The following is a 23,570-nucleotide window of genomic DNA, read 5'->3' as shown; positions in this document are numbered from 1 at the left end:
TACAAGCTGGATATTGTGGTTAACTTTTTCAAATCTCTGTTTCGCTTAGACCTCGCTTCCCGCCTCAGGCCCGCGGTTGATATCCGCTTGACGGACGAAGAGGAGGGCGGTTTTCGGTGGCGATCGCTGGGTGTAGATCCGCAGTTCTCCGTGGCCAGGCGCCGTTTGCTTCCGGGCTGGTATATGTTGGAAATGCGCCTGGCCCACGATCGCGACAGCGTAAACGCCAGTATTTATGCAAATACCGGTTCCGGTTATAGCGAGGAGGGGAAATTCTCGTTGATCGGATACTCGGACAGAACCGTCAAGCGGTTGCTGTATTTCCCGGGGGTTGTGCGCCGCCTGCGTTTCGATCCGATGGAAGAGCCGGGCCAGTTCAGCGTCGAGCGGCTGGAGCTGATGCCCCTGGCCCCCTGGTTTGCCCATGACCTGTTGGCAAAGCGCCTCGCCGCCAAGCACCCGGAATTCAGGGGCATGAATCGGCGCGAGATCCTGGTGCATTTGAAACGTGATGCCGGTGAATCGCGCGGGGGCTGGCTCCCCTTGGCCCTGGCCCGCTACGCCGAGACTTTCGTACGCAAGTGCCGCGGGAGGAATTACCGGGAGTGGATCGAGCAGGTGGAGGCGCCCCGCCTGCCCGCGCCGGAATCCGCCCGCCGGCTGTTGTCCGCCGGTGACCGTCCTCTCATTTCCATCATCGTGCCCGCATACAACAGCAGCATCGAGTACCTGTGCGCCTGTATCGACTCGGTCATCGCCCAGTCTTACCCCCATTGGCAGCTCTGTATTGCGGACGATGCCTCCACCGATCCGCGGGTAGGTGAATGCCTGCAGGAGTACCAGGCGCGGGACTCGCGTATCGAGGTGGTGTTCCGCAAGGAAAACGGCCATATCTCGGCGGCGAGTAACAGCGCCCTGGCGCTGGCGCGCGGAGACTATGTGGCTTTCCTGGATCACGATGACCTGCTGCCCCGGCACGCCCTGCAGCGGGTGTGCGAGGAGATACGGAAGTCGCCGCAGGCGCTGTTGCTCTACACCGACGAAGACAAGGTCAGCCGCGCGGGGCACCGTTTTGAGCCCTATTTCAAGCCGGGCTGGAATCCGGATCTTCTGCTTTCCAACAATTACGTCTGTCATTTTACGGTGTTGAAAGCGGACTTGGTGCGGAAAGTGGGCGGTTTGCGCCCGGGCGTGGAGGGCAGCCAGGATCACGATCTGCTGGTGCGCTGCCTGCCGTACCTGGATGCGGACAAGGTGGTGCATATCCCGGAAATCCTGTACCACTGGCGGGCGGCAGAGGGGTCAGTGGCGCTGGATGGCAGTGAGAAGAATTACACCACCCAGGCGGGGATCAAAGCCCTGAGGGACTATCTGGCATCCCGGGAACTGGACGCGCAGGTGGAGCAGGGATTCGTGCCCAACACCTATCGGGTGCGTTGGGGCCTGCCGAAAGCCCGCCCCCTGGTCAGTCTGCTGGTACCCACCCGGGACCGGTATGACGTATTGCAGCCCTGTGTAGATAAGATCCTGTCGCTCACGGATTACCCGAATTTCGAGTTGCTGATACTGGACAATCAGACGACCTGTGTGGAAACCCTGCGCTACTTTGAAAAGGTGGGTAGCGATCCCCGGGTCAGGGTGTGCCGATGGGATCACCCATTCAACTATTCGGCAATCAATAACTTCGGTGTTCGCCAGGCGCGGGGCGAAATAATAGGATTGATCAATAACGACATTGAGCCGATCAATAAGGGCTGGCTCACGGAAATGGTCAGCCAGGTATGCCGGCCGGAGATCGGCTGTGTCGGGGCCAAGCTCTACTACGCCAATGACACCGTCCAGCACGGCGGTGTGATCCTGGGAATCGGCGGTGTCGCCGGGCATGCTCACAAGTATTTACCGCGGGACGACGGGGGCTATTTCTCCCGCCTGCAACTGGTACAGAACCTGTCGGCGGTTACCGGGGCATGTCTTTTGGTCCGGAAGTCTGTATTCGAGGAAGTCGGGGGGCTCAACGAGGAGGACCTGCCGGTCGCCTTTAACGATGTGGATTTATGCCTGAAGGTGCGCGAGGCGGGCTATCGCAACCTCTGGACACCCTACGCCGAGCTCTACCATCACGAGTCCATATCCCGTGGAACGGACAATACCTTTGCCAAACGGCGCCGAATGGCTGCAGAGACCGCCTATATGCGCGAACGTTGGGGCGAGCTGCTGGATTCGGACCCGGCCTATAACCCGAATCTGACATTGGCGCATGAGGATTTCTCATTGGCGTGAGCTTCACCGCGCTTTTTCGCAAGACATCCGATACAGATCTGGAGATCGCGCCCTTCATGCTTTGACGATCGTAAAAGCATAAAGGGCGCGGGAAATTTTTCTACCACAAGGATGTCAGGCTTTTGTCTGGCATATTTTCTCCAAAAGCTGGCTAATAGAGCCAGGAAATTGTATTGGTGCCCCCGCCCTGGTTTAAACCCTTTGTAGCACAGTTTTTACAGATATTGTTAAATGCCTGTCCATAGCTTGCAGTAGACATGAACCATACGCCTGCTCCTTTATTATTTAATGAAAAAACATTCCCAGAAATAATACCCTCGTCGGAGCGAACCACAACACCATTGAAATCGTAATTCTGAGAAGTATTTATAAAGGTGTTGTTGGAAATGTTGTAGTAGTCAGAATCTACAAAAAGCTGAACGCCAAATACTGCTGCATCTGCTTTATGATGTCCGTAAAAGAGATTGTCTTTTATACTGACCTGAACAACTTTATCCAGCCAGACACAACCCTTTATACAGTTAAAATGCGAGTTTGATAAATTGAACTGCGGCTCGGCTGAATTGTTGGTAAACTTCACCCCATAATTAATGAATACCAGATTGCTGTCTGATAAAAATAAACCTTCGTGGTTACTTGCCTCAATTGCAACATCAGTATAGTAGATTGCAGCCTCTGTGATGGTTATTTCAACAGGATTTCCTGTTCCTCTCAACAGGATGCCTCTATCACTTAAGGGTGTCGCTGTACTGTTTTTTACCTGACCTGAAAAATAGAATCCATCTATATGGGTGCCGAGAGAGGAATCTATAATTAATCCGCGGTTCCAGCCACTGTTTGCCGCCCCTGTATAGCCAGACATCTCTACATCACGAATAATGACTTTTGGTCTTGTTCTTGGCTGAATATTTCCATTCTTAATGGTGTTGACACCATCATATTGATAGGCATCACCACCATCCGATGACTTTGTATACAGCGTCAATCCCTGTAGCAATGCTGTTTTGTGTCCTCCCGGGGGTGGCTTGACATATATCCCACTAACACCCGAATCCCACACCAACTTGGAGATTCCTATTCCTTCCCCTTGAACGGATACTACAGCGCCGGTTAGATCCAGCCGTGAAGACAAATTGAATTCCCCGGCAGGTACATAGACAACCCCGTCCGCACTTGCGACCGCTTGGTTAAATGCTGCCGTATCGTCCAGTCCATCATTTGCTATGGCGCCGTAATCTAAAACATTGTTTGACGCAAAGGCAAACCTGCAGGTCAACAGCAGCAGCGCAATTACGAATGTCCTTTCCATGGACCTGTCTCCTTCAACTTCTCCTGACTCTACTGTTGCATAAATTTTGACCTTTAGTTTTAGATTAGCGTAAAAATCCACGTCTTAGGGACGTGGTTATGAGTTGTCTGCTGTACCGGTGATGAATGTGGCGGTTCATGCTGCACCCAGGTTCGAGTTGTCCATATAATTCGAACGAAAGGAAATAACACAAGCCATATCTAGAAGTGGGGGCTATCCTTAGAGGCCTTTCAGGGCATACACGAGAATGGCGCCACTCTATCGCGGCTTATTGGTGTATTGATACTGGACTTGGCCGAATTGGCCTGCTGGGTTTTGCTGAAACTGGTTATATATGCTCAGAATGGAAAGAGTGGCATGTTCTTCGGTACAGGTGGGGCTAGGAATAGAGTCACATCAAGTTAAAAATTCCCTCCCAACCAAAGGGATCCTCGCATAGCTCTTCTTCCAGCTTACATATGTAATCAGAAAGTACGTCTTCAACAGAGTATCCAGAGAGAATTCTGGTTTTTAAAATAAAGCCCGCTTCCTGACGCCGTACTTTTACGAATACGAACCGATAGTCATTAGCTAAGGCGCTGCGCACGACTCCGGAAATCAACCGGTGATGGCCAAACCTTCCTTGGATATTTACCACGTTTTTCGAATTCAACTGGGCCGGGAAAATATCAATCGCAGCATAAACGGACTCTCTGGCAGTAAAAACTCTGCGCATATGGCTTCGCAGTACTTCATTGTTCCCCCCGACATAAATCCAGGCACCGCCTTTAAAACTCCTCTCATAGTCGCGATAGGCAGCTTTGGTCATTTGGGCAATAGTCTCGTCCTGAATCAACGAAACATCAGCAGCAAAAGCAGAGATCCTCCCGAAATGACAAGTCAGGAAAGCTGGCGTAGCCAGTTGAAAGAAATCGTGAGACCCAAGAAACAAGACACCGCCACCAAGGGAGAGAATGTCGGCCTTTTCCGCTTCTAAATCTGGATGTCTATCCACCCTTTTTCCAACGAAGTTACCAGAGCTTGCAAGAATCAAATCGCGTGCTGCGTAGTTTCTTTCAATTTCTTCAACCCCACCATCGGGGAAGCAAAATCCATCTAATCCCGCCATAAAATCAGCATAATTTCTGGCCTTTTGGTGCCAGGGAAAAAAGCCAGACTCCAAAACCCTATCTATAGACGCCTCAAGAGTTTCTCCATCTGCGCAACTTTTCAAACTGTTTAAGTAAGAGATCATATTCTTCTCATGCTTAGAGGAAATCTGTGTCACCGCAACTCAACCATAAATTCTCAGGTGCATCCTTGTTATCCCGCATGCGGAAAGCCACAGACGCAGAGTTATCTATAAGGTTGAAATGACAATCCAGATCGAGCAAGATCCGCATATATTCCGAAGACCAGAAAACGACATTGTGAACCGACAATCGAACACACATCGACTCCAATTCGGAAATAGCCTCCGAAAACTCCATAATCTCACCGAGATAATCCATTAATCTCAAGGACTTACCCACAAGGCGACCCACTAAAAGAAATCTACTCTCGGAGTCAGTGAAAAATAAGTATTGATACTCCGGGTGATTTATATACCTCTTCCGAATATACGCTTTATCGCGGTTGAAGTATCCAATGCCGTGCCGGCTGGCAGATTCTTCAAAAACTTCAATATACTGAGCAATAAAATCAAATCCGGCAGAGTGCACGTCAACCTGTTGAAGTGCTGTATTTTTTTCTCTCTCTGTTGTCTTGGATCGCCATTGCAGAAGCTGACTACAGGATCGATAAAGGCCCAGGCGTTTACCAAGCAACATTTTACGTCTATGGGGGAATCCGAACAAAATATCAACCCCCTGGGCATAGGCGTAACTGATAAATCTACTAGCAATATCCTTAAATAGTCCACCTGCATACTGTGTACGATAACTATTATCTATGGCAACGTCGCAAGACTGAACTGCAAGAAAACTCCTGTTCCCGTTAGTGAAGACTCTCTCCATACCCCCATAGTGCCCAACCAGCCTTCCGGACAGAAAAGCGGCTACACTATAGTTTTTTCTGTTACAAGAGTACTTCCAGCGCCAAAAATCCTTGGAAATAGGGTGCCCAAACACCCTTATGAATAGGGAAACCAGCTCGTCCTCATGTCCTTCTGCGGCAGTCAAAAAGGCTTTGCACTCTCTCCTCTCGGGCGGTCGAAGTATCAAAACTGGATCGGATATCAAGCCCTCTAGAAATGAAACCTGAATCCAATCGAGACTCCTCGCCATTTCCTGCCAAGCCTTGGCTTCCTCCATTAGGGAAATTGGGCCTTTACTAGTAGGGAAGCGTAGGGAAAGCATCCCCCTTTCTTCCAAGCACCCCTCCGCAATAGAAAACACTTCTAAAATGGAGGTGTCTTCTGATGGGATCTCCAGATCGATCAGGTCGTATTTATTGACAAAAATCGGGCTAATCCAATCATCCCAGACAACAGAGTCGGAAAAATAAAAATTACTCTGATTGCTGTCTCGAATCACACGAAGAATTTTAGCCAATCTACTTCCCCTGACGGCTCCATTCATTGTGAATGAGGTTAAGCTCTCTGCGGTGTTCGGCTTCAAGCTTTGCTTTTTGGGCTGATATCATCCTGTTCCATTCAACCGAAGACCACTTAGACATCCATTTTTCTCGGACCTTATTCATTAGATTGCCTGGATCAAAAAATTCATGCATATGAGGCGAGGCTGCGGATGATCCTGCCATATGATAGCTTGCAGTAATTCTCGGGTCCCGGTGAAAGTGAGCGAGCCTTGAAAGTTGAATCCAGAAATCCCAATCTTCAAAAAACTCCAAAGATTCATCGAATCGGCACCCCATATCAATGAACTTTCTATGAAAAGTTACCGCATGGATTGGAATATAGTTGGTATGCATTAAAAGGCCGGGGTCATAGGGGGCGTTGTACTCTCTAAGTTCCTTTCCCTCCGTGTCAAGCACGCGAACTCCTCGATAAAATACTTCAATTTCTCGATTGCGTCGCCATCTACTGATGAATGCCTGGATATGGATATCATCCAGCTCATCGTCATCATCAAGAAAGTTGATAAACTGTCCGCGTGCGTGGATTAAAGCGACATTGGCAGCGGAAGGCCTGCCTCGATTTACCGGGATGTCGATGTTCTTCAGGCGCCAGAAATACCCTTTGTACTCATCAGAGACCTCTTCCACAGAATCGCCACCGTCGTTAACAATAACTACATCCAGATTACTCCTGTATTGTTGCTTGAGAAGCGAGTTTAGTGCGCGGCGAAGCAACGGTAAGCGGTCCTTGGTTCTTATCAGGATGGAAACTATTGGAGAGTCTCCAGGTAGGCAATCGTTCAAACACATGAAAACGCGCTCTCGCATAAGGTCCAGTAAGTTGGCCCATCTATTTTGGTAATGAAAAAATGCCTCAGCACGCTGGGTGTTTCCTGGAAGAGTGTAGGTTCTGGCAATATTGATTGATTCCATCACCTCAATATAATTATTCTTTCCTATCTGAGACTCATAGTTCTTAAGAAGTGATATCTTGAGGTCGGCGACACTCGAGATGTCGACCAAAACATTGGCTTCAGACTGACGAGATATCTCGTAGTGATAAAGCTTACCTGCATAGTCTATCTTCTGCTGGGCAGACCAAACCAGGGCGGCAGTAGAGCGATGATCTGGATGGAACTCCTCTGGTGAAGGGAAGAATATCAGATCGGGATGGATCTCTATAATCAAATTGGAAATTGTAGCCAGGGTTTCCGCCGTAACGGAGACTCTGCGGTCTGGATATCCGAGAAAAATACAGCTGGCTGACAGATGCTCGGCTACCCGAGCTGATTCTGCGCGACGGACCTCTGCGTCTCCTCCCGCATCACCATTAGTCATAAAAACCAGAAACAGGTCGGCGCCTTTCTGTTTGGCCAACAGCAAAGCCCCGCCCATACCGATTACTTCATCATCTGGGTGAGGAGCGAAAACAAGCCAGCGTCCTCCAGGAAGATGTGATTGTTGGTAGGGAATAAGGCTACGTTCCTGCAGCATGCTAAGCTCCTTTCCATGGGCCGTTGGGTTATTCTTGTTCCAATCGTGATATTCTGGTTAAGCCAGAAGTTTTTTCTGATTCTTTTTCATATGCAGTATGCAAAAACCTATGCTCTATTATAGGATCCGCGGCCACTTTAATCGCGGGATATAAATAAGAGTGCCTCTAAAAGATCGTTTTTCGTCACCCCCGCGAAGGCGTGGGCCCAATAGCCATGGAGTTTCTGTACTTCCACCTTCTCGGGAATGACGATTTTTAGAGATGCCTTTCATTTGGTTTGGATATTTTCAGACAATGAAGGTTAAGTTTTCCTAACGATATATATTTGAGTCACTCGAATCAACTCTCCCCGGGTTTTGGCTTGTTCAGAGTTTCCTAAATATCCACGGATCCAGAATAATCGTAAAGACTATATTTTTCTTTAAAAGCGTCATATACCTCAAAAAATGAGGTTGATATCTGCAATGAATCGTAACTCTTTGAAGTCTTCAATAAAATGCAATTGTCTTTACCTATGTCGTAATCAACGCCTTTGTGATGCAAGTTATCGTCAGAGAGAAGATCGAAAGCTGGGTTCAGTCGTGGATGGAGCTGGTTCAGCATCTCTGGTAAGGCTAGGTTATCAGAGTTACTTTGGCGCACTTGAATAAAACCCAATATTCTTTTGGCATATTCAATTATCAAAAAAATCGAAGGATGATTGAACGTAAAAAACAGTCGTTTAAACTGACAATTATCTTGAATAAAGTCAGATATTGCTACATCCACGTTGTGCTCCCTTTCCGCCAACTCCTGTAGGGAATTCTTTGTCGACTCGCTGAACTGCCGGTTGTGCTCTTTGTCATTCAGTAGAAAGGCAGCTTTGTCAGGGGGCAGTCCACGCTTCCAGGCCTCGAATATCGTCCTGTTCTGATAATCCCCCATGGGCCCCCTAAGGGGGCCTTTCCCGGGGATTCTCATGTAAAACCAATCTGGTGTGTATCCGGAGAAATACAGGTTGACAATGCCGACAACCTTGCTCCCATAGTTGTCCCTGAGGAAGCTGGTTCTTACAAAATCACACGGATAGTCATTATTAACCAGTTGGGCAACGATGAAATCGGCCGATTCAAAAGCAGGCTTGTAGTCTTCAAACTGTCCGCTCTTCAAAAGGTGGACTATAGCAACATCAATTACTTCTATATCGTCGCTCAGTATCGGTAAAACTGTTGCCAATGGCCTGGCCTGGCAGTTTCCAACTATAACGAGTTTGATGCTCATGAAGTAGTATCTGTCTGCTTTGAGTTTAATGATTCAGTCAGGTGGTCGTATAGGGAGATGTCAAAAGAATTGGCTTCGAGCAATTGTTGATAAAAGTCTTCTCCCAATTCAGACCTTATGTCTTTCAATTTGTTTTCCAGGGATTTTCCGCAGTCGCGTGATACATTTTTCCTGTTTACAGACAGCTTTAAGTCGCCGATTCCAAACTCGGAAACCAGCGTCTCGAGTCGTGCAATACATTTATCGAAATCTTCGACCAAGCCTACAAAAGGCAGGCTTTGGACGGCTCGCTTGGCCCTTTCCAACTCTGAGCCGCAGTCAACAGGGAACATTCCTGCCAGTCTATCGACATGGAAATTTTTGCATTGCCTGTCATTCGGCAACGAAAGGCGAGTTTCAATATATCCTTTTAAATCTGTATTTCTTGCCAATACAGCGCCAAAGCTATCGCTGCCTTGCCTGCGTTCAAATGCATAAGCGGAAGCGATTCTGTCAATAGGGTGTCGAACAAATATCACTGGCAGGACTTCGGTCCCCACAATTTCCGGAGGGGGCAGGAGTGCCGTGTGTGATGAAAAACACATTGCCTGGGGATTGTCGATAATCCACTGTCTTACCTGGTCGTGATTTTGCGAGGGGTTTCCGGGAAACTCCCTGGTGATCCACTCATCATGCTTTAGATTTTGTTTAAAGCCTGCATCCAGTGAGGTTCCGGCATTCTTGAATAAATGATAGTGAAATATAATTTTTCTCATTGAATTTTTATATTTGTATAGTTGATAAGAACACCTGGCTTCCTATTAATGGGTTGAGTAAATTCCAATACTGGAAAAAATGTCTTTGAACCGGCGTTTTCCATGCTCAAAAGAGAACTGCTCGTTAGCCAGGGCCCTACTGGTTTCCGAAAATTTTCTCCACAGTCGGCTATCTTCATAAATTTTTATAATGGCATCGACAAAGGCCTCAGGTGTATTGGCAATAAGGGTGTTGGCCCCATTAGTCAGGCCCGTGCCCTCAGCGGCGACGTCGGTCAGCACCGTGGGCACACCATATGCCATAGCTTCCAGTACCTTACCTTTGATCCCTGCTCCGGAAAGCAGCGGTGCAACAAACACCCGATAGTTGTGAAAGACATCATCCAGGTTGGATGCGAAGCCGACCATCTTTATGTTTTCACATTCGAGTTCCTTGAAAGCGTCAGGCATATTGCTGCCGTATACAGACAGGCAGATGTCAGGTCGCGCCTCAAGCATTAACGGCATCACTTCCCTGGCCAGGTATTCCACCGCTTCCACATTGGGATGGTGATTATAGCCCCCCAGGAATACGATACCCTGGCGCTGTTTGTACTCTGGCCCCAAGGTTTTTTCTTCCAGTACCCAGGGAGTTAGATGCATCTTTTCGCATTCCAGTATATGCGACGTGATTACTACATGTTCCGTGGTGTTGTAACAAAGAACTGCGTCGGCCTGACGGCATACCTCCAGCTCTCTAGTGCGGGTTTCCAGTACTTGATCAAGTTTTTCCTGGTTTTTCCCATCCTTCAGTGCCGAGCGCAACTCCCGCAGAAAATGTAAGTCGGCGTTGTTGAAGAGTATCTTTGCATCAGAATTCTGCTTGATAATGTCCAGATACTTTTCCGCCACTTCATAACGGGTAATGTAAACTGCATCCATTTCCTGCAAGCGTTTCTGCAATACGTCGGGAACCGAAGTGTAAAAAGGTGCATAGAGGACTTCTACCCCAAGGCGTTGCAGATCCGTCGTATACTTCCCAAAGTGCGCCATATTTTCAGGAACGAAAGTAACCTTGAAGCCGAGCGAGAGCATCAGCTTTATTTCCTGCACTGCGGCGTAACTGCCAGCGTCCTTGTTGGGCATCGGGCTGGCGTAATCAATCACCAGGATGCGCTGGTCTATGTTGCGGTCCTTTTCCAGGTCCTCGGCTTCCATGCTTGGAGAAACGCTGTTGTGAAAAGCGCTGAACCATTTTTTACCGAAGGTCTTTTCGTTGACCACCTGGTAGCGCTTCAGCCCCTGGGTAACATCGCGGCCGTGGCTTTGTCCTTCGAAATGCACCACCACGGAATGGGGTACATAAACCGTTTTATAACCCTCCGCCCGTACCTTGAATGCCAGGTCTGTATCTTCGTAGTAGCAGGGCGCCAGCTCCTCACTAAAGCGGCCGACCTCTTCCCAAAGGCTGCGGCGAATGCACATGGCAGCCCCGCTTAGGTAGTCCACCTCACGGGCATAGTTGTACTCGGGAGCGTTCGGGTTCCTGTCGCGCCCGACATTCCACGGTTGGCCATTGCCCCAGACGATGCCGCCGGCTTCCTGCAGGCTCCCATCTAGGTTCAGCAGCTTTGATCCTGTCATGCCAATGCCGCTGTCGCTGTCCATCTTGCCGACCAGTTCATCGATCCAGAAAGAGGTGACTTCGGTATCATTGTTGAGGAAGACGATAAACTCGCCTTTGGCCAACTGGGAAGCGTGATTGCAATTGCGTAGGAAACGAAGGTTTTCCTCATTCCGGGAGATCACCAGGTTGCCAATGATGTCTTCGGCTGTGCTGGTTTCATCGGACGAGCAGTCATCCGCCAGGATTACCTCAAAGCTCACTGAGTTGTATGCCAGTGCTATGGAGGCGATACAGTGGTAGGTGAGTTCAAATTGGTTGTATGCTGGTACGATAATAGATACCCGGGGCTTGTCAAAGCTGGGTAATGAGAATGTTGGGAATGTCTTGCGTCCCTCATGCCCTTCAACGATCACCGAATGTACTGTTAGCAGGTCCTGAACAGAGAGTCTTTCGCTTCCTGAAGCAATGGCTTCCAAGTGGTAATGTAAAGCTTCGTAGCGATGTCCCGCCTCTGGACGCAGGGACAGGAATCCGGGTTCGTGAAAGCTCTCCTTCAGGTACTGCCAGGGGGTCTGTATGGCGTGAACACTGAACCACTGTATCGCCAGGATATTCGGCTGGCCATCAATCGCCATCTTGTATAGCTTGGACCGACCATCCTGCAAACTCATTGGAACAGGGAAGGAGACTTCAATCTTCGATTCAGAAGTTTCTATCTGCTGCTTGCATATCACGCTTTCGCCGTGATACAAAACCAGCGTCTGTTTTCCGATGGGGTGAGTACTGATCACCCTGGCCTCTATATGGCCATTGGCCACGCGCAATAGATCTCCAGTGAATCTATGCGCTTCAATCTTCACTGTAAATTGTGGATGCGCGACCTTCTGCAGGGTTTCTGCCTCCACCAGTTCCAGGTCCACTTCGCCGGGCTCTTGCCTGAATTCTTCCAGCGCGATGGTGAAAGCATGATTTCCATCGTGGATACCTGCTTGCTTCAGGTCCGTACGATACTGATCAGCTGTACCGAAGCCTACCGTACGCCCTGCGGCTATCACTTGTAGCCGCAGGGGCGCGGCGCTATTCCTGTTTGCTGCCCACCCCCAGAGCATCCCACCATCCAAGCGCTCGATATTTCCATGCAGATCTTCGGCTACTGATTTTTCAGCTACAGGTTCTTCGGTTGTTGCTTCTTCGGATACGGGTTTTTCTTCAACGAATTCCATAACCTTCCCTACCTTATTTTTCTAGTTCCTTCGTAACTTGGTGCGCAAGTATCGGATTCGTGCCCAGCCGGAATGCCAGTCTTACTATCCAGTCTTGGATGGAAAGCTACATGCACTCGACTTTACAGTTTTTACGGGTTTCATTTCTCTGATTCAATTGTGAGTTTCGATAATTGGCGTGCTGGGCTCAATTTGATTCTATGGTTTTTCTAGAGTCGGATCTCTACTCCCTTCAGGTTGGAAATTTCCACAGCGATAAATTGATCCATCAGTACAAAGTGGCGACAGAAATAATACATTACTGAAAGTCCTGGCGGAAAATTAGTTCTTCATATTTAGTCGCCATATTTATCATGTTGGGTGGGAAATGGATAGCCGTACCCGAATGGCCAGGTAGTGATTGCAGCAAGTCGATTTTTTTTGACTTTATAATTTTTTGCCATTGGGAAGCGGGGCATCTTATTTTTCAGGGCATCTCCAAAAACTCGTTTTTCGTCGCCCCTGCGAAGCCGGGAGTCCAGTAGCTACGGGGTTTCTGGATTCCCGCCTTCGCGGGAATGACGATTTTTAGAGATGCCACCCAGAATGTAGCGGAGAAATTTTAATTAAGATCGATTGGATTATATGTACTGTTACTGTGATCACAGTCTGTCTGCAATTAGGCATCAAAATCATCTTTTTATGTGCAATTTCAGTACAGGAAGTTTCAGGCTTTGTGGATTCAGAAACACGGCGGGACAACCGTGCTATTTCCCAGTCGGCAGCGTAGTTGGTGATGGACTTTTCCATTTCGGGCAAGGCGTGCTCCCGGGGCATCCAGGACAGGTCCGCCGGGATCGACTGGCAGCCGGACGTTGCAATTTGATCCTGTCGCGCTGCCAGGCCGTCGATTGATTTGCCCTGAAGCGGTGCACGTGCATCAGCACGAGGCTATGGAGCACTTACCCATTTCCCCCTCTCTTAGCGCGTAGTAGAACAGCTGGTTAAATTTTGAACTCCCTTCCTGGCGTTTCGGGGCTTCTTCCCTATCGTGGTCTTGGTGTTTAGGCGACAAGATTTAGTTTGAATCTGGTTATTTATTGACCATATTGTCTAATATGTGATCGACAATATTTGAAATTTACTCTGCCGGCTTCCCCTCGCTTAGCGCCGGATAAAACAACTGATCGAAAAGCGAACTTTTTTCCTAGGGTTTCGGGATCTTCCTCCTATGGCGACGCCGCGGTTGAGCAGCAAAACTCAATCCAGCATCGACTATATATTCACCAATATGACTTGTGTTTAATCAAAGTGGTGATGGTTTGAACAGGGTGATGCTGGTTTAATCAGGGTATCCAGGAGACCGACAATGCAGGTCGACACTATTCACAGCGCAGGCACTGACCAATGTGCAAATGGACTGCACATCGCTGTAACCCGATATGGGGCTACTCCCAGCCCCATAAAAAGTCAGTACAAACCGTACTGATTATTTTCAACGTCCGACGTAAGTTAAAGGAGCAACTCATGAAGACGTTTACCCCCATCGCTGCGGCAGTACTTTTTGCGGCCAGTGGCAGTGTTCTGGCTGCCGACAACACCACCACACAAGTGGCAATTGGCGCAATGAACACCCAGAACTCCACCCAGGCTGGTGCAGATGTCCACAACAATTCGGTCACCCAGATTGCAATCGGCGACCTCAACCTGGAAGCTGCTGTCCAGAACAACGGCACGACCGACAGCAGTATCGTGCAAGTCCAGGTCGGCGACATGAACGACGCTTTCTCCGGGCAGAACGATGCCACGGGCGTCAGTGCGGAAACCACCCAGGTTGGTGAACTGAACGACGCCGATACCTTTCAGTCAAGCGAAGTTGGCAGTCATGCCTCCGTCTTTCAAGACGGTACGGACAACTTTGGCTTTGTCTTGCAGACCCTGGGCACAAACAACAGCGGGAATATCGAGCAAAGCGGGACCTCGAACACGGCCGTTGTCACCCAGTTGTTAAGCTCCGATTCCTTCGCCCTGGTTGACCAGGATGGCAGCGGAAACGACGGTAACACCTGGCAAACCGGTTCCTCCCACACCGCCTTGATGTTCCAGAACGGTACTGACAACTATGGCGAAATCAACCAGTCCAATGAGGGCCACTTCGCACTGATGGTACAGGATGGCACCGGCAACGATGGTGACATCGACCAGTTCGGTGTCTCTAACACCGCACTCATGTTCCAGGACGGCGTGATGAATACTGCAAGCCAACTTCAGATCGGTGCTGGCCACTTTGCCCTTACCGCCCAGGTCGGCACCAACAACTTTCACTCCACTACCCAATTCGGTAATAACGAAACCGCCATTGCGGTCCAGATTGGTGACGGCAACGTCGGTGTGATTGTGCAATAGGCGTAGTCCATTATGCCTGCTGGCAAACTTGATGAAAAACGGGAACGTTTTTCATCAAGTTTCCACTGGCCTCGCTGTCCGGCTGAATTACCGGGAAAGCCCAGAATGATTTTCAGCTTTCTAGCGGCAACGCTCATTCAGGCGGTATCGCCATGAGATAGGATGCCGCCTGTTCTTCCGATATTTTCTCGCCCGCGATATGCCAATTGGATGTCGCGGGCTATTGCTATCCCCATGAAGAGGCCAAAAAGTGGGTCGGCAGCGATGTCCTGCTCCCGGTTGGTGCACTGACCGTACCTGGCGATGTTGGGTATAGCCTCCCTTGCCCGATCAGGGTGGGGCGGCGCAGCCGCATAAGATTTGGCATAATTTGCCCTCGCCCCAGGCGTGCATAAAAAACAAACACCTGCTTCCGTGACCAGAGCGGCGCCCCGACCCTATGACTCTTTCCCAATTATTTGTTGCCGGTATCTTCGCCCTGGTCATCGGGTCCCTGATCCTCACCCGTTTCCGCCCGTCCCTGGTCTTCGCCTCGGCCGCCGGGGCCTGCTTCCTGACCGGGCTGGTGCCGGCGGAGTCGGTGCTGCAGAAGGGGGCCAACCCGGGGCTGGTGACCTTGATCGTCCTGCTGCTGGTGTCGGTGGGACTGGAGAAGGCGCGCTGGCTGCGGGCGATTTCGGAGGGGCTGATCAACGGTTCCCTGAAGGCCAGCCTGCTGCGGCTCACCGCCGCCACGGCGCTGAGTTCGGCCTTCCTGAACAACACCGCGGTAGTTGCCGCCCTGGCGTCCAGCGTCAAGGGGCAGCGGCGCTTTCCGGCCGCCAAGCTGCTGCTGCCGCTGTCCTATGCGGCCATTCTCGGCGGCACCCTGACCCTGATCGGCACTTCCACCAACCTGATCGTGAACAGCTTTGTGCTGGATCGCGGGGTGCCCGGGCTGGAGTTCTTCGCCTTCCTGCCGGTGGGGCTGGCCGCGGCCCTGGTGGGGCTGGTGGTGGTGCTGCTGTGCAACCGGCTGCTGCCGGAGGGGCGGGGGGCGGAGGAGCCGGTGACCGAGTACCTGCTGGAGGCGGAGGTGGTGGCGGATTCGCCCCTGGATGGCAAGACCGTCGAGCAGAACCGCCTGCGCCAGTTGGAGACCCTCTACCTGATCGAGATAGTACGCGGCGGCCAGGTGATCAGCCCGGTGGCGCCGTCGGAGGTGATCCGCTGCGGGGACAAGCTGATTTTCAGCGGCGACGTGCGCGACCTTGGGCGCCTGCAGGATATCGAGGGCCTGCGCCTGTTTGCGTTGGAGGACAAGAAGCTGGAGCTGAACCTCACCGAGGTGGTGATTACCCCCAGCTCCAGCATCCTCGGCCAGTCCCTGAAGAGCTGTAATTTCCGCACCCGCTTCGATGCCGCGGTGGTGGCCATGCGTCGCGGCGGTGAGCGGCTGTCGGGCAAGCTGGGGGAGATAGAACTGCGGGCCGGGGATGCGCTGCTGCTGGCGGTGGGGCCGGACTTCAGGCACCACCTGAATATCGACAAGAATTTCTATGTGATCAGCGGCACCGAGGTGCGGCGCGACCTGTCCCGGCGCGACAACTGGCTGCTGGCACTGGGGTTCGTGGCGGTGGTGGCCGGTGCGGCGCTCGGCTGGTTCCCGCTGCTGAAGGGGCTGGTGGTACTGCTCGGCGGCATGATCGGCCTCGGTATCGTTTCCACCACCGAGCTGCAGCGCCGTTTCCCGTTCCAGATCTGGCTGATTATCGCCAGCGCCCTGGTGCTGGCGGAGGCCTTTGCCGGCAGCGGCCTGGCGGATGCGCTGGCCGGCGGGTTGCGCAATCTGTTGCAGGGCTGGGGGCCCCTGGCCGGGCTGGTGGGCATCTTCCTGCTGACCCTGGCGCTGACCGAGCTGATGACCAACAACGCCGCCGCGGCCCTGGCCTTCCCCCTGGCCTGGAGCCTGGCGGAGAGTTTCGGCGTCAGCTGGGTGCCCTTCGTGATGGCGGTGGCCTACGGGGCCAGCGCCAGCTTCCTGACCCCCTTCGGCTACCAGACCAACCTGATGGTGCAGAACCTGGGGGGCTACCACCTGCGGGATTTTGTGCGCGCGGGGTTGCCGCTGACGGTGGCCTATTCGGTGACGGTGCTGGTGTTGTTGCCGGTGGTGTTTCCTTTTTACGGTTGAGTGTGCGTATGCCGGCTCTCCATAAGGGCGAGGCGCTCGGTTGATTTGCTGGGGGGGAGCCGGCAGCGGGGCTGGTGCCGTTTGATGCGTGCTTATAGTTGGCTATGGGGCAGGATCGCCAAGCTGGACTACCACTGTATCCATATGGCCACAAGTTGTGGCAATATGGGCACAACTTGTGGCCATGGAGTCTCCCCATGAACCCTGCACTAGAAGCCCTGTTCGGCAGCAGATCCGCTGCACAGACTCTGCTATTCCTGCAGAACTATGGCGAGGGCCACGCCCGCCGGATCGCAGACACATTTGGTGTATCCCACATGGCCATCCAGCGGCAACTGAAGCGCCTGGAAGCCGAGGGAATACTGGTAAGCCGAGTGGTAGGTCGGGCGAGGGTGTTCACCTGGAACCCGCGCAGTGCAACAGTGAAGAACTTGCGCAGCTTTCTCGAGGCCGAGTTGGAGCGCATGCCCGACGACGTAACCCAACAATACTTTCGGCAGCGCCAGAGGCCGCGCCGTACCGGTAAGGCCCTATAGCCCATGACGATCAAAGAGAGCACTTCAGCGGTAGAGCTGGCCGCATTGGTCAGCCAGGCCCTTGAGGCAGCAGGTATAAAAGCCACCTTATCTGGTGGCGGCGCCGTCAGTATTTGCACTGGAACGACCGCCAGTCCTGGGACCAGGCCGTTTGGGTGGCCCGTCACCGCGAAGTCGATTGCGACCAACTTCTGGCTTATGCCAAGGAAGAGGGCGCAGACAGCCGCGATATCGGCAAACTTCGCAAACAGGCGGGCCAGTAATTGCAATTGAGTAATAAAGCCCCGGGGGAAGCTGCTTTGGTAGTGAGTGAACGGTGTTTTGTTGTAGAAGAGGGCGAAAACCCTTCCACCGATTACTTCGTGCTTCCTTTTCTGCGGAAACAGGGTGCCGACGCCGTGCGCTGTTCCTTTTCGGATATACCGCCGGCTGAGCAGCTGGTCGGTGCCGTCCTGGTCTTCGTGCGCTATTTGCCGGCTAACTGGAAGGTCCTGGTGGAGCGGTATCGGGACAGGGTCGCCGCCGTTTATCTCTTTATGGACGACGACCTGTTCGACTGGCGCGCCTTCGCGACCATGCCGCCGCGCTACCAGGCGAAGATACTGCGCCTCAGCTGGTCCCATCGCAAATGGCTGAAATCCATCGGCGCGCGGCTGCTGGTTTCCACGCCCTATCTGCAACAGAAATACGCCGACTGGCAGCCGCAACTGCTACCGCCCCGACCGCTGGCTGCGCATGAGCAGTCGTCGGTGCTGACGCTTTTCTACCACGGCTCCGCTTCCCACGGCGCTGATCTGCGCTGGTTGCACCCGGTGATCGCGGAGGTGCTGGAGCGCAACGAACAGCTGGCCTTCGAGGTGATCGGCAATGCTTCTGTAAATCGCCTGTTCAAGGGCCTGCCGCGGGTGCATGTGCTGCAGCCGATGAAATGGCCCACCTACAGGGCGCTGATCCGCCGCCCCGGCCGCACCATCGGCCTGGCGCCGCTAGTGGATAGCCGCTTCAATCGCGCCCGCTCCCACACCAAGTTTTTCGATATCACCGCTGCCGGTGCCGTGGGCGTCTACGCACAGGGCCCCGTTTACGGCGGCATCGTCGAACACGAAGAGAACGGCCTGCTGTTGCCGATGGACCGGCAGGCCTGGGTGGATGGGATTCTGCGTCTGGCCTCGGATGAAGCCCTGCGCGACCGCCTGCTGGAAGGTGCCCGCGCATGCCTGTAACCGGAGATCGGGTGATCGGTTACTGCGCGCCGGGCATCCGCCGTATCCAGCATCTGGACGCGCTACTGGAGGCCCGGTGCCGGTTTTTCTTTCGCGCGCCCGGCAGGGAGATTACCCATATCGCCGGTTGGGGCCTGAAACCCACGGCGGATAGGGCGCGCCGGCTGGCGGCATCGCGGGGCCTGCCTTTTATCGCCATAGAGGACGGCTTCCTGCGCTCCCTCGGCCTGGGCGTGACGGGCTCGCCGCTGCACAGTCTGGCGGTGGACTTCTCGGGAATCTACTATGACGCCACCCGCCCCAGCGACCTGGAGTCCCTGATTGCCGAGGCGCCCTTCGAGGGGACCGAGCTCGCGCGCGCGGACCGCTGTATGGCGCTGCTGCGCAAATACCGCTTATCCAAATACAACCACGCGCCGGACAAGCCGGTCAGTTGGCCGGACTCGCGCCCGCGGGTGCTGGTGGTGGACCAGACCTTTGGCGATGCCTCGGTGCTTTTCGGTTGTGCCGACGAACAGCGCTTTGTCGAGATGCTGGAGTCCGCACTGCGCGAGCACCCGGATGCGGAGGTCTGCGTCAAGGTGCACCCGGATGTGATTGCGGGCAAGAAGCGCGGCTATCTGCTGGAAAAGGCGCGGGAATCGGGCTGCCGTATTCTCGCCGAGGATATTTCCCCCTGGGCGCTGCTGGAGGCGGTGGACGAAGTCTATGTGGTCACCAGCCAGTTGGGCTTCGAGGCGCTGATGGCCGGAAAAAAGGTGCACTGCTTCGGCCTGCCTTTCTATGCAGGATGGGGGCTGACCCGGGACCGGGTGACCTGTGAGCGGAGATCCGCGCGGCGCTCCCTGGAGCAGCTGTTCGCGGCCGCCTATCTGCGCTACTGCCGCTATATCAATCCCTACACTGGCCATCGCTGTGAGCTGGAGGACACCATTTACCTGATCGGCGAGCAGAAGCGCCGACGGGAACAGTTTCGCGGCGACTGGATCGGGGCCGGCTTCTCCCTCTGGAAGCGCCGCTTCGTGCCGGCCTTTCTCGGGCAGTCAGCAGTGGTGCATTTTGTCGCGCGGAAGCCGGAGCGGCTGTGCGGCGTTGCCGCGGGCAGCCGGGTCGCGGTCTGGGCCAGTGGCCTGAAAGCGGATTTCGCCGGGGCCTGCCAGCGCGCCGGGCTGGATTTGTGGCATATGGAGGACGGCTTCCTGCGCTCCGTGGGCCTGGGGATGGACCTGGTGATGCCCCTGTCGCTGGTACTGGACAGGCGGGGTATCTACTACGATGCCAGCTGTCCCAGCGATCTTGAAAAAATCCTCGGCGAAACTCACTTCGATGAGGAACTGCTCGCGCGGGCGCGCCAGCTGCGCGAACGCCTGGTGGCGCTGCGGCTGAGCAAATACAATGTCGGCGCATCGGAAACCCCGCTGCCGTTCGATCCACCCGAGGGCAGGAAGGTGATCCTGGTGCCGGGGCAAGTGGAAACGGATGCGTCCATCGCCACGGGCTCGCCAAGGTTCAAGACCAATCTCGAGCTGTTGCGAGAGGTGCGGCACTCAAAACCCGATGCCTTTATCGTTTACAAGCCGCACCCGGATGTGGTCGGGGGAGGGCGCTTTGGCGCCGTCGGGGAGGGGAGTTCGGCCCGCTGGTGTGATGCAGTAGTGACGGATGTTTCCATCGCCGATTTGTTGGGTAGGGTGGACGAAGTGCACACCCTCTGTTCCCTGTCCGGCTTCGAGGCGCTGCTTCGCGATGTGAAGGTGGTGACTTACGGCCTGCCGTTTTACGCGGGCTGGGGGCTGACGAAAGACCGCCTGACCTGTCGGCGTCGCACGCGGCGGTTGAGCCTGGACCAACTGGTCGCGGGTGCGCTGATTCTGTATCCGCTCTATACGGATCCGCACAGCGGCGACCATGTGAATGTGGAAACGGCGGTGCAGCTGCTGGCCGATGCGCGCGACAGGCGGCGGAGGACCGGGCTGGCGACCAGGCTTTACCGGCTGTTCCGCAACCGCTTTCTGAAAAAGTGATCTCCGTAGGAGCGGCGGGCGGCCGTCCGCCGATGGCCGCGATCAGTGTCCGGGTACTCGGAAATCTCGATCGCGGCCACCGGCCGCTCCTACAGTTCCGGTTGCGCCTGCCGATAAGGTTATCAATTACTGAGTGATGGAAATGGCGAAGCGGTTTATCCGAGTGCTTTGGAAATGGCCCCAGTGGCTGCTGGAACTGTTTTCCTGGGGCAAGAGCTTCAGGAACAACCCGATTATCGGCAACTACTGGCTGAACCTGTGCGGCCTTCACGTTTTTCGAGTGGTACTGGCGCAGCTGCTGTTCCGCTTCCGTCTGCTGCTGCTGGCGCCGCTGGTACCCGCCGCGGACCGGCGCGACTTCCTGAAGAACGGCTTTATTCTGAAGGAAAACTTTCTGCCGGAAGAGCAGTTCGCACGCTTGGCACGCGAACTGGAAAACTATGAAGGCGATGTGCGCGAGTTCGTGGAGGGCACAACGCTGACACAGCGCACCTTTATGACGCATCAAGTTCGCGACCGTTTGCCGGAGCTGCAGTCATTGGCGAATGACCCTCGACTGGATCGCCTGGTGCGTTTCTGTTCCTCCAAGAACCGCCCGCCGCTTTTCTATATCGAAAACCTGTGCAACCACGCCAATGTCACCCCGCGCCCGGACCCCCAGCGGGATATGCACGCGGACACCTTCCACCCCTGTGTGAAGGGCTGGCTCTATATCGATCCGGTGGACGACAACAACGGCCCCTATATCTATGTGCCCGGCTCCCATCGCCTCACCTGGCGGCGCCTGAAATGGGAATACCGGCAGAGCCTGGAGGCCTGCAAGAAAGATGCGGCGCGGGCGCCGGGTCGCTACTGGGATGGCTCCTTTCGGGTCTCCGAGGGGGAACTGGAGGAAATGGGCTTTGCGCCCCGCAAGTTCTGCGTGCCCGCCAATACCCTGTTGATCGGCAATGTCTATGGATTCCACCGCCGCGGCGAGGCGCTGGCCAGGTCCCATCGCATGACAGTGTGGATGCAGGCGCGGGACAACCCGTTCAATCCGCTGTTCACTCTATGGCCGAGGTCGACGGCGCGGGTGTTCGAATGGGTGTGGAGCAGGGTGCTCGAGCGCCTGGATCGGGGAAAGCTGGCCAGCGGCGAGCAGCGCAACTTCGCTGGGCGCTTCAGCCGCTAGTCCGCCCGGGAACGACTTTTGCAACTTTGTGACGCAGCCGCAGGAAATACCATGACAAGCGCGCGACAGGGACGACTGGAATCGGTACACTTTGCCCCTTTCGCCCTGTCACAGTTGGGCGGATTTGGGGAGAGCCAGGGAGATTCAACCGCAGGGACTAGCAGTGAAATGCCACTCTTGCAATAGTTCATATAAAACAAAGCGGTATTGACCGCACTTCTGGGGCGTCGCCGGGCAGCGGCGCGGCCAGGGGGGTGGGGGGATTGAATGTCTTCGGTATTGTTCCTGCAGGGGCCTCTCGGGCCTTTCTTCGCCAGCCTGGCCAGGCGGCTTTCCCGCGCGGGTGCAATAACCCACAAGATCAACTTCAACGGCGGAGACTGTTTCTACGCCTGGGCCGACCACCTGGTCGACTACACCGGGCGGCCGGACGACTGGCCGGTGTTTCTCCGCGCTTATCTCACGCAACACAGTATCGATGCGGTATTCGTGTACGGCGACTGCCGTTTCTATCACCGCCAGGCGCGGCAGGTTTGCGATGACCTGGGTATCGCCTTCGGGGTCTTCGAGGAGGGCTACCTGCGGCCGGACTTCGTGACGCTGGAGTGGGGGGGCGTCAATGCTTTTTCAGGCACCGACTGGTCCCGGGCCGCAATCGACCGTTACCGGCCGCAGGGGCGCGAGCCAAGTCTGCACGTCGGGCGGACTTTCTGGCAGCGCGCCCGCTTTGCCAGCCTCTACTACGTTATGGCCCGCCTGGCCAGGTCCCGTTTTCCCCATTACCGGCATCACCGGCCGCGCGACTGGAAAAGGGAGGGGTTATGCTGGCTGATTAGCTTTTATCGCAAGGGCCTTTATAAAATCACGCAGCGAAAGATCCTGGACCGCCTGGTGAAAGATCACCAGGGAGGCTTTTTCCTGTTCCCGCTGCAGACCGCCGATGACTTCCAGATCCGCGAGCACGCGGACCTGCTCTCGGTAGAGCACTCCATCGACCTGGTGATCAGCTCCTTTGCCGCCAATGCGGCCGCCGGGGAACTGTTGGTGATCAAGCACCACCCGATGGACAGGGGCTTCTGTCACTATGGCGACCTGATCGGGATACTCGCGGCGCAGCGGGGCGTTGCCGGCCGGGTGATCTACTGTCACGACCTGCACCTGCCCACGCTGCTCGATTGTGCCAAAGGGGTGGTCACCATCAACAGCACCGTGGGTATTTCCGCGCTGCTGCACAAGGTACCGACCGCGGTCCTGGGGCGGGCGCTCTACGATATGCCCGGCCTGACCTATCAGGGGGATCTGGCGGACTTCTGGCGTGAGCCGACAGCAGTGGACAGGGAACTGTTTCGCCGTTTCCGCACTTATCTCTACGAGCACACCCAACTGGACGGCTGTTTCTACAAGTGCATCGGGCCAACGGTAGAGGCGAGCTGCCTCAGGTTGGCGCAGACCCTGGACCTGCCCGTACAGGCTGCCGGGGCTGTGGCGTCCCGGACCGCATAGGCCGGAACGCCTACACCCCGCGCTGATTCCACAAGAAGAAACGGCTTAACTTGGGCGTGGGTTGGGGG

The 23,570-nt window shown here is 54.2% G+C and carries 15 protein-coding genes; 8 read left to right on the top strand and 7 right to left on the bottom strand.

Annotation, left to right across the window (positions count from 1 at the left end; genetic code table 11):
* Window positions 1–183 precede the first annotated feature (183 nt).
* The gene (locus tag AC6R19_RS01695; RefSeq protein WP_500577746.1) at window positions 184–2,280 is read left to right on the top strand and encodes a glycosyltransferase family 2 protein; all 2,097 of its coding nucleotides are present in this window, start codon (window positions 184–186) and stop codon (window positions 2,278–2,280) included.
* Window positions 2,281–2,431: 151 nt separating this feature from the next.
* Here AC6R19_RS01695 and AC6R19_RS01690 read toward each other — a convergent pair whose 3' ends face one another.
* From AC6R19_RS01690 to AC6R19_RS01660, 7 genes are all read right to left on the bottom strand, one after another.
* Window positions 2,432–3,589, bottom strand: coding sequence for a glycosyl hydrolase family 28-related protein (locus AC6R19_RS01690; protein ID WP_500577745.1), 1,158 nt, complete (start codon window positions 3,587–3,589; stop codon window positions 2,432–2,434).
* A 391-nt stretch (window positions 3,590–3,980) separates the two neighbouring features.
* Complete coding sequence (locus AC6R19_RS01685) at window positions 3,981–4,856, bottom strand: hypothetical protein (protein ID WP_500577744.1); 876 nt, start codon at window positions 4,854–4,856, stop codon at window positions 3,981–3,983.
* A complete protein-coding gene (locus tag AC6R19_RS01680) occupies window positions 4,837–6,120 on the bottom strand; it encodes a GNAT family N-acetyltransferase (RefSeq protein WP_500577743.1) in 1,284 nt (427 codons plus the stop codon). Before AC6R19_RS01680 ends, AC6R19_RS01685 begins: the two co-directional genes overlap by 20 nt.
* Window position 6,121: 1 nt before the next feature.
* Window positions 6,122–7,639, bottom strand: a complete 1,518-nt coding sequence (locus AC6R19_RS01675) for a PIG-L family deacetylase (protein WP_500577742.1) — start codon at window positions 7,637–7,639, stop codon at window positions 6,122–6,124.
* Window positions 7,640–8,015: 376 nt separating this feature from the next.
* A complete protein-coding gene (locus AC6R19_RS01670) occupies window positions 8,016–8,900 on the bottom strand; it encodes a WcbI family polysaccharide biosynthesis putative acetyltransferase (protein WP_500577741.1) in 885 nt (294 codons plus the stop codon).
* Window positions 8,897–9,655: a hypothetical protein gene (locus tag AC6R19_RS01665; RefSeq protein ID WP_500577740.1), complete on the bottom strand. Its 759-nt coding sequence runs from the start codon at window positions 9,653–9,655 to the stop codon at window positions 8,897–8,899. The genes AC6R19_RS01670 and AC6R19_RS01665 overlap by 4 nt, the downstream gene beginning before the upstream one ends.
* A 45-nt stretch (window positions 9,656–9,700) precedes the next feature.
* Window positions 9,701–12,484: a glycosyltransferase gene (locus AC6R19_RS01660; protein WP_500577739.1), complete on the bottom strand. Its 2,784-nt coding sequence runs from the start codon at window positions 12,482–12,484 to the stop codon at window positions 9,701–9,703.
* A gap of 1,506 nt (window positions 12,485–13,990) precedes the next feature.
* On the opposite strand from AC6R19_RS01660, the gene AC6R19_RS01655 reads away from it, so the two are divergent.
* The 7 genes from AC6R19_RS01655 to AC6R19_RS01625 all read left to right on the top strand — a co-directional run bounded on the left by AC6R19_RS01655 (window position 13,991) and on the right by AC6R19_RS01625 (window position 23,502).
* Complete coding sequence (locus tag AC6R19_RS01655) at window positions 13,991–14,869, top strand: hypothetical protein (RefSeq protein ID WP_500577738.1); 879 nt, start codon at window positions 13,991–13,993, stop codon at window positions 14,867–14,869.
* A gap of 439 nt (window positions 14,870–15,308) precedes the next feature.
* Entirely contained in the window at window positions 15,309–17,042 is a 1,734-nt protein-coding gene (locus AC6R19_RS01650) for an SLC13 family permease (RefSeq protein ID WP_500577737.1), read from the top strand.
* Window positions 17,043–17,239: 197 nt separating this feature from the next.
* The gene (locus AC6R19_RS01645) at window positions 17,240–17,578 is read left to right on the top strand and encodes a hypothetical protein (RefSeq protein WP_500577736.1); all 339 of its coding nucleotides are present in this window, start codon (window positions 17,240–17,242) and stop codon (window positions 17,576–17,578) included.
* 305 nt (window positions 17,579–17,883) lie between these two features.
* Window positions 17,884–18,801, top strand: a complete 918-nt coding sequence (locus AC6R19_RS01640) for a glycosyltransferase family protein (RefSeq protein ID WP_500577735.1) — start codon at window positions 17,884–17,886, stop codon at window positions 18,799–18,801.
* Window positions 18,792–20,825, top strand: coding sequence for a capsule polysaccharide biogenesis protein (locus AC6R19_RS01635; RefSeq protein ID WP_500577734.1), 2,034 nt, complete (start codon window positions 18,792–18,794; stop codon window positions 20,823–20,825). Before AC6R19_RS01640 ends, AC6R19_RS01635 begins: the two co-directional genes overlap by 10 nt.
* 142 nt (window positions 20,826–20,967) lie before the next feature.
* Window positions 20,968–21,999, top strand: coding sequence for a phytanoyl-CoA dioxygenase family protein (locus tag AC6R19_RS01630; protein WP_500577733.1), 1,032 nt, complete (start codon window positions 20,968–20,970; stop codon window positions 21,997–21,999).
* A gap of 267 nt (window positions 22,000–22,266) precedes the next feature.
* On the top strand, window positions 22,267–23,502 hold the full coding sequence (locus tag AC6R19_RS01625; protein ID WP_500577732.1) for a capsule polysaccharide biogenesis protein: 1,236 nt from the start codon (window positions 22,267–22,269) through the stop codon (window positions 23,500–23,502).
* Window positions 23,503–23,570: the final 68 nt, after the last annotated feature.

This window comes from Microbulbifer sp. SE14 (genome assembly GCF_059834885.1).
This window is presented reverse-complemented; position numbering and strand designations above follow the sequence as displayed.